9 protein-coding genes are annotated in these 7,442 nt (G+C 66.9%); 5 read left to right on the plus strand and 4 right to left on the minus strand.

Features of this window, described 5'->3' with window-relative positions:
• Nucleotides 1-574 (minus strand): bifunctional ornithine acetyltransferase/N-acetylglutamate synthase (locus K8V11_RS02130; protein ID WP_303910566.1); only part of this gene is annotated, 574 nt, incomplete at its 3' end.
• 48 nt (nucleotides 575-622) lie between these two features.
• On the opposite strand from K8V11_RS02130, the gene K8V11_RS02135 reads away from it, so the two are divergent.
• The 3 genes from K8V11_RS02135 to K8V11_RS02145 all read left to right on the plus strand — a co-directional run bounded on the left by K8V11_RS02135 (nucleotide 623) and on the right by K8V11_RS02145 (nucleotide 3,247).
• Nucleotides 623-1,084, plus strand: coding sequence for an SRPBCC family protein (locus K8V11_RS02135; RefSeq protein WP_303910567.1), 462 nt, complete (start codon nucleotides 623-625; stop codon nucleotides 1,082-1,084).
• Nucleotides 1,085-1,191: 107 nt separating this feature from the next.
• On the plus strand, nucleotides 1,192-2,370 hold the full coding sequence (locus tag K8V11_RS02140) for a glycoside hydrolase family 3 N-terminal domain-containing protein (RefSeq protein WP_303910568.1): 1,179 nt from the start codon (nucleotides 1,192-1,194) through the stop codon (nucleotides 2,368-2,370).
• 34 nt (nucleotides 2,371-2,404) lie between these two features.
• On the plus strand, nucleotides 2,405-3,247 hold the full coding sequence (locus tag K8V11_RS02145) for a PIG-L family deacetylase (protein WP_303910569.1): 843 nt from the start codon (nucleotides 2,405-2,407) through the stop codon (nucleotides 3,245-3,247).
• Nucleotides 3,248-3,271: 24 nt separating this feature from the next.
• Here the strand turns inward: K8V11_RS02145 and K8V11_RS02150 are convergent, their stop codons facing one another.
• Nucleotides 3,272-4,048 carry a GAP family protein gene (locus K8V11_RS02150; protein WP_303910570.1) on the minus strand — a complete coding sequence of 259 codons (777 nt, stop codon included), beginning with the start codon at nucleotides 4,046-4,048 and terminating at the stop codon, nucleotides 3,272-3,274.
• A 197-nt stretch (nucleotides 4,049-4,245) separates the two neighbouring features.
• Between K8V11_RS02150 and K8V11_RS02155 the strand changes: the two genes are divergently transcribed.
• Nucleotides 4,246-4,755 (plus strand): hypothetical protein, encoded by a 510-nt coding sequence (locus K8V11_RS02155; RefSeq protein ID WP_303910571.1) that lies wholly within the window; start codon nucleotides 4,246-4,248, stop codon nucleotides 4,753-4,755.
• On the opposite strand, the gene aroQ is transcribed toward K8V11_RS02155, so the two are convergent.
• A complete protein-coding gene (aroQ, locus tag K8V11_RS02160) occupies nucleotides 4,752-5,210 on the minus strand; it encodes a type II 3-dehydroquinate dehydratase (protein ID WP_303910572.1) in 459 nt (152 codons plus the stop codon). The two genes, K8V11_RS02155 and aroQ, sit on opposite strands and share 4 nt — an antisense overlap.
• A gap of 59 nt (nucleotides 5,211-5,269) precedes the next feature.
• Entirely contained in the window at nucleotides 5,270-6,052 is a 783-nt protein-coding gene (locus tag K8V11_RS02165) for an IclR family transcriptional regulator (protein ID WP_303910573.1), read from the minus strand.
• A 326-nt stretch (nucleotides 6,053-6,378) separates the two neighbouring features.
• On the opposite strand from K8V11_RS02165, the gene K8V11_RS02170 reads away from it, so the two are divergent.
• Nucleotides 6,379-7,442: MFS transporter (locus tag K8V11_RS02170; RefSeq protein ID WP_303910574.1), on the plus strand; the 1,064-nt coding region annotated here is incomplete at its 3' end.

Genomic DNA, 7,442 nt, shown 5'->3' on the forward strand with positions numbered 1-7,442 from the left:
CCATCCCGACACCCTTGGCGATCCCGACGACTCGAGCATCGGTGCCCGCCACCTGGGCCTCGGCGGTCTTGGGGTGGGTGTCGGTCGTCATCATCGCCTCGGCGACGGAGACGGCGTCCGCCTCCGGGACCACACCTGCGCCGCCGTCATCCGCCATTGCGTCGAACGCGGAGCGCAGCAGATCCATGGGGTAACGCCGGCCGATCACCCCGGTCGAGGCGACGAACACCTGCTCGGCCCCGAGCCCCGCGACGCCTGCGGCGAGCTGCTGCAGCTCGCGAGCGTTGTCGAGGCCGACCTGCCCGGTGGCGACATTCGAGTTCTTCGCGACCGTCACCAGCGCCCGGCCCGCTCCGCCCGCGAGAGCCTCTCGGCTCACCTGGACCGAGGGGCCTGCGAACAGGCTCTGCGTGAAGACGGCCGCGGACGACGCGTTCTCGGTGTCGTCTGCGACGATCAGCGACACGTCCGATCCGTGCTCGCGCAGCCCCGCCGCTGTCACGAAGCAGCGAAAGCCGCGGGGAAGATCCAGGTGCGAGTGGGCCTGTCTGGGCGCGGGGCGGGGTTGGGTCATGGATCCATTGTGAACGATCGCGGCCGCGAACGTGGCTAGGGTGGGGTCATGGCCGACATCGACGTGTCCCAGGAAATCGACGCCCCGCTGGCCACGGTGTGGGAGTTGCTCATCGACGTGGCCCGCCTGCCGCAGATCCTCTCCGGGGTGCAGGCGGTGCACGTCGCCGACGGCGGAGACTTCGCGCCCGGCTTCCGGTGGATGGAGCAGCGCCGCGCCCCCGGTTTCCCAGGCGAACGCGAGTGGCAGATCGTCGAGAGTTCCCCGTATGCCGGGTTCACGCAGGAGTCCTTCTCGGACGGCGAGCGGACCCGGATCACCTACCGTCTCGACGCGCGCGGCGAGGACGCCACCGTGCTCGGGCTGCACTACGAGCGAGTCCTCGAACACGCGCCCGCGGTAGTGCACATCGCCTCGCGGATTTCCGACCCCTTCCACGAGCGGGCCGTCCGCAAGACGCTGGACGCCGATGCGCGAGAAATCGCGGCCGCCTGCGGGTCCGCCCGGTAACCGCGTTTCCCGCATACGAGCCCGAGCAGACAGCGAAGTAGACATGTTGGCCCCCGTTTTTCCGGCCGGAGCCTACCCGCAGGGTGAGGGTCGTTAAGATGGCGGCTATGAGATTTCGGTCCGGGCTACTGGCTGTCGCCATGAGCACGGCGATGGCGACAACCTCCGCGTGTGCCCTGCTCCCCGGCGAATCCTCGGATCCCTCGGTGCAGCAGCCCACCGTCTCCGCGGCGTCCGAGCAGACATCCACCACGTCGCCGAATACCGATACGTGCCCGATCCATACCGAACTCGATTCGATGGAAGTCCGCACGAAAATTGCGCAGCTACTCACGGTCGGCGTGTCGAGCGCCGAGGACGCGATGTGGGCGGTCAACGACATCAACGTCGGCGGCATCTTTATCGGGTCCGACGTCGCCGAGCCGATCCTCGCGTCCGGGCAGCTTCCGGAGCTCCGACGTCAGGCCCCCTTCCCGTTGATGGTGACCATCGATGAAGAGGGCGGCCGGGTATCGCGAATGGACGCGGTGAGCGGGCCGCTGCCGTCTGCGCGCGCGATGGCGCAGATGCCGATCGAGGAGGTCCGCAACCTCGCGCGGATGCGCGGGGAGGAGATGAAGCGCCTCGGTATCACCGTCGATTTCGCCCCGACGATCGACGTCTCCGCCCAGCCCGACGACGACGTGATCGGCGACCGCTCCTTCTCCCCGGACCCGCAGGTCGTCACCGACTACGCGCGCGCGTTCGCCGAGGGGCTCCTCGACGCGGGGATCACCCCTGTGTTCAAGCATTTCCCCGGGCACGGCCGCAGCACCGGCGATTCGCACCAGTCCGCGGTGTCCGTGCCGCCGCTCGAGGAGCTACGCGACTACGAGCTCCGCCCGTTCGCGCAGTTGGTGGGGATGCCGCGCACCGCCGTCATGATGGGCCATCTCGATGCGCCGGGGATCACCGCGCCGGGCGAGCCGGCCTCGATGTCGCCGGGCGCCTACGACCTGCTGCGTTCGGGAGAGGGCTACGGCGGCGTGCCGTACAACGGGGTCATCTTCACCGACGACCTGTCGGGAATGCGCGCGATCACCGACCAGTACAGCGTGCCCGAGGCGGTGCTCCAATCGCTCATCGCCGGCGCGGATTCGCCGCTGTGGATCTCGACCGCCGAGCTCGTACCTACGATCGACGTGATCGAGCAGGCGGTGAACGACGGTCGCTACCCCATCGAGCGGCTCGAGGCGTCGGTGCAGCGGATGTCCGAGTTGCGCAGCTCCAACGGCTGCAACGAGTAGCACCGGGCACCCGGCGCGCGTAATAATCGTCTGCGTGTCCACGATCGCGTTCTTCCACGCCCACCCCGACGACGAATCCTCCCAGACCGCCGGCATGATGTTCCGCGCCGCGCGTGCCGGGCACCGCGTCGTACTCATCATCGCCACCGACGGCCGATACGGCACGCCGCCTGCCTCGGGTGAGGACATCGTGTCCTTCCGCCGCGGAGAGGTCGAGGCGTCCGCGCGCGTCCTCGGCATCGAGACGCCCCGCTGGCTCGGTTACCACGATTCGGGGATGCTCGGCGCCGAGACGAATTCCGACGATCTCGTGTTGGCCCGCGCCGACGTCGACGAAGCCGCCGCGCGCCTGGTCGAAATACTGGATGACGTCGCCGCCGACTTTCTCCTGGGCTACGACCACCACGGCGGGTACGGGCATCCCGACCACGTCCAGGTCCACAAGATCGCCGTTGCCGCCGCGCGCCTGCGCCCGGATGTGCGCCTGCTGTTCACGTCGTTCAGCGCGTCCGAGAGCGCTGCGCAGATGGCCGATCCGGGGCTTCTCGAGGTTCTCAAGGCCGAGGCGCCGGATCTTGCTGCCTTCTTCGAGACGATAGATCCGCAATCGATCAACATCGGCAGCGACGGCGAGCCGATGGGGCTGGACGATTCCGACCTGCGCTGGAAAATCACCCTCGGCGCCGACGAGCTCGCGGCCAAGCGACGCGCGATGGAGTGCCACGCCTCGCAGACCAGCGACGTCGGCATGATGCTGTCGCTGCCGCGCACGATCTACGACGCCAGATTCGGCGCCGAGTATGTGACGGTTCCCGAGTACGTCGACGCGCGCGGCACCGTGGGCCCGCCGATCGAGGGATGGCCATTCGGCGACTAGCGGCGCATCGCACGCCGCGGGTGGTTAGAAGAGCACCCCGAGCTGGAGCATCCGGACAATCGAGAGAATAACCAGGGCGGCGCCGACGGCGATGGTGAGCCATTTGCCCAGTGTCTTCGCACGTGCGAGGAAGTTGTTGATCCTCGAGGTGGCCGCGTCCACCCTGCTGCTGTTGACCTTGCTGAGCACGGTGATGAGGCATGCGCTCGGCGCGATGGCCACAATCGCGAAGACGACGATCTCGATGATCTGTTGGAGCACCGAGGTGCCCGCGAAAGAGATAACGACGACGCCGGTCGCGAAGGGTATTGAGGTTCCCGACTGGATGATGCCCAGCGCGATGCCGGTGCCGAAAAGACCGAATTTCTGCAGGACCGATTTCGGGATCGGGCTGTCTTCGGCGAGCGCCTCGTCGACCGCATGTTCTGCGGCCACCTCGTAGCCTTCGCGCCGGGAATCAGCGAGCTTCGCCGCAGCGTGTTCGGCGCGCTTGTTCTTCTGCGGTTTGAACGCGAGTGCAAGGAGAACGACGCCGATGACTCCCGCGACGATGGCAACGATCGGGTTTTCCCACAGTTCGCGGAGGAAGTCCTTGTTCGCGCCGATCACCCACACCGCGAGCGCGGCGAGGGTCATGATCCCGATGAAGGCGCCGCCGGTGAACTGGGCGGCGCGCGGGGCGAAGAGGCCGGGCTTGTCGCGCAGGCTCAGCCATAGGCCCGCGATGACCGCGAAGGCGAGGAGGTTGACCGAGTCGACCGCGGCGAGGCCCATGAGCTGCAGGATGTGCCCGAAAACCATTTACGGCACCTCCATCTGTTCGCCCATGTCTGTTCCGCCGGTCCCGGCGCACGTTAATTTCTATCGCCCATGAGACGAATTTTGTTGCCCATTGTGAATTATTTCAGGGCGCCGGACTACTCAACCGTACCGGGGTGTCGCAGAATGGAAGGGTCGCCCTATCAAGCCCAGTAGATTCGCGAAGGAAGTCCCCCTTGATGTTCAGGATTCGCCGTGGAGCACTCGCAGCAGCGAGCAGCCTCTCCCTCGTCGCCGGTGCCGCATTCATGGCACCGGCCGCATCCGCAGCCACTTCTGTCGATGTGTTCCAGAACCCGGCGACCGTGATGGGGACCGGTTCCGCGTCCGGGAGTGCGGGCAGCGCGGCCCCCGGCGTTCAGTACCTTTCCCTCGAGGTGAAGCAGGAGTCCTCGGGAGTCGGGATCGTCAGCGTCGCCGACTCGGCGGCCGCTTGCAAGTCCCCGGGCGACGAGCTCGAGGTGACCTGGTCCAACTTCGACACCGGCGATCGCGGCACCTTCGAGGTCGACGCGTGCGGAACCGAACCGGGCGAGCCCGGCGAGCGGGTCGAGTTCGGCTCCGGTCCGATCAACTTCTCCACTCGCGTGCTCGGCCCGCTGAACGTCCAGCTCGGTTCCGCGGGAACCATCGGTTCGCTCGTCCCGTCCGCATACCTATCGGGGAACGGGTCCTTCACTCTCGACTAGGCCGAGGTCGTCGACCTAACGATCAGCGCCTTAATCGCGAGTTCGTAGCCGAACGCACCGAAACCGACAAGTACTCCCGCAGCGACCGGCGAGAGGTACGAGTGGTGCCGGAATTCCTCACGGGCGTGGACGTTCGTCATATGCAGTTCGATAGTCGGCACCTGGGATCCCGCGATCGCGTCCCGTAGAGCGATCGACGTGTGCGTGTAGGCGCCGGGATTGAAGACGAGGCCGAGCGATTCTCCCGCGCGAGCGGCGGCGCCGGCTTCGTGCACCCAATCGACCAGAACGCCCTCGTGGTTGGACTGGCGGAAATCGAGTTCGTGGCCGGTTCCGGCCAGCGCGCCGCGGCAGCGCTGCTCGATGTCGTCAAGATTCTCGCGCCCGTATTTCTCCGGTTCGCGGATTCCCAGCAGGTTGAGGTTGGGGCCGTTGAACACGTAGATCGTCGCCATGGGAGTTCCTATTCGTCGAGGTGAGTAGCGGCCCCGCGTGCGGCGGGTGCCACGTGGTTTCACGGCAGAAGCGTGCCGAGGCGGGCGGCCGCGTCCTGCAGCGCCGGCACGTGCTCGCGCAGCGCGCCGAGGTCCGCGCGGAACAGCGGCGCGGCGAGCGCCAGCGAGGCGATCACGGTGCCATCGCGCCGAAGCACGGGCACGCCGACGGCGTTCATCCCGATATCGTGCTGCTCGCCCTGTTCGACCCATCCGGCCGCCCGCGAAGCGTCAAGCTCGGCACGCAGGGCCGAGACGTCGGTAACGGTATGTTCCGTTCGCGCCGGAAGCGGCAACCGCTCGAGCAGCTCGTCGCGCTCGTCGGTGGGCATCCATGCGAGCAAAACCTTCCCGATCGCCGAGGAATGCAACGGCCCGCGATCTCCGGGGTCTGTGGTCTGACGGTACTGCGGTCCGTCGATCGTGTGGACCGTCAATGTTTCAACGCCGTCGAGCACGGCGAGCACGCTGCTTTCGCCCGTGCGCGCCGTGAGCTCCTCGAGCACTGGCGCGGCGGTGCCGGTGAATCCGCGTGCATTGCCCACTCGCTGGCCCAGCTCGAACACGGCAAGGCCGAGCGCGTAGGTCTTCGTTCGCGCGTCGTATTCCACGAAGCCGGCATCCACCAACGAACCGAGCAACCGGTACGCGGTCGAAAAGGGATGGCCCGAGCGTGCAGCCACCTCGGCGGCGGTCGCCCCATGCGGGAACTCACCCACCGTGGTGAGCATGGCGAGCCCCTTGGCGATGGTCCCGCTTCCACGCGAAGGAGCGGCGGACTTCGCCGCGTTCTCTTCTGCCATTTTGCGTCCTTTCGAGATCGCGGTCACAACCTATGTGTACGGCGTTCTACCTGCGGACACGAAAAAGACCCAAGAAATGACTTGACTTGGTGATCCGCATCACGTCACACTCAAGCTTACATTATTTGAGAGCTATTGCCAACTATTGGCAATGAGCGGTTTTCGGAGGCGGCAGATCCCGGCGCCGAGGACCTTGGACCCCGCACAGCGACGCCACCCGCCGCCCATGTGCACCCGGCATCTCCGCCGTCATCGGCGAAGCGCACGTCCTTTCGCGACCCGACTCGCTCGGCGCCGCTTTCGAAAAATCCTCCCGAAGGAGACCCATGACCCCCGACACCGTGGCGAGGCCCGACGCCGGCGCCGAACACGAACCACAACGCACACCCAAGCGCGCGGCGCTGGCCGCGTGGATCGGCTCGTCGCTCGAGTACTACGACTTCGCGATCTACGGCACAGCGGCAGCACTCGTGCTCAACACGCTGTTCTTTCCCCCGGACGCGCCGACATCGGTATCCGTCCTTCTCGCGATGGGCACCGTGGGCGTCGCCTACATCGTGCGTCCGCTAGGGGCGCTCATCGTCGGCCCGCTCGGCGACCGGATGGGCAGGCGCTTCGTTCTGCTTCTCACGCTGTTCATGATGGGCGGGTCGACTTTCGCGATCGGCTGCCTGCCCACGTACGAATCCGTGGGGATGCTCGCGCCGACACTGCTCATCCTGTGCCGCGTCGCGCAGGGCCTGTCGGCCGCAGGCGAACAGGCCAGCGCGATCTCGATGTCGATCGAACACTCCCCCGACGACCGCCGCGCATACACCGCGAGCTGGACGCTGCAGGGCACCCAGTTCGGCACGCTGCTCGCGACGCTGGTCTTCATTCCCTTCGTCAGCCTCCTCGACGACGGCGCGCTCCATTCCTGGGGTTGGCGCATCCCGTTCTGGCTCTCCGCTGTCGTGGTCGTAGTCGCTTACCTCATCCGCCGCCGCCTCGAGGAGCCGCCAAGCTTCCAGGAGTCCCGCGCAGTGAAGAAGGAACTGGGCGCGGCATCCGGTTCCGGCATGTCCCCGCTCGCCGAGACGCTGCGCTTCCACTGGCGCACCGTGCTGCGCATCATGGCCGCCGCGATGATCAATACGGTGAACATGGTCTTCACCGTGTTCTCGGTGTCCTTCGCGACCAACGGCAACGGCCTCGAGCGTTCGACGATGCTGTGGGTGCCCGTCGTCGTCAACGTCGTCGCGCTCGCGGCGATCCCGCTCGCCGGCAACCTCGCCGACAAGATCGGCCGCAAGCCCGTGTTCATCGCCGGCGCGCTCGGCCCGGCCGTGGTGATGTTCCCCTACCTTTGGGCGATCACCACCGGCAACTGGCCGCTGATCTTCCTGTTCGG

It is taken from the genome of Dietzia timorensis (assembly GCF_020742175.1).
In the GTDB taxonomy this organism is placed as follows: Bacteria; Actinomycetota; Actinomycetes; order Mycobacteriales; family Mycobacteriaceae; genus Dietzia; species Dietzia timorensis_A.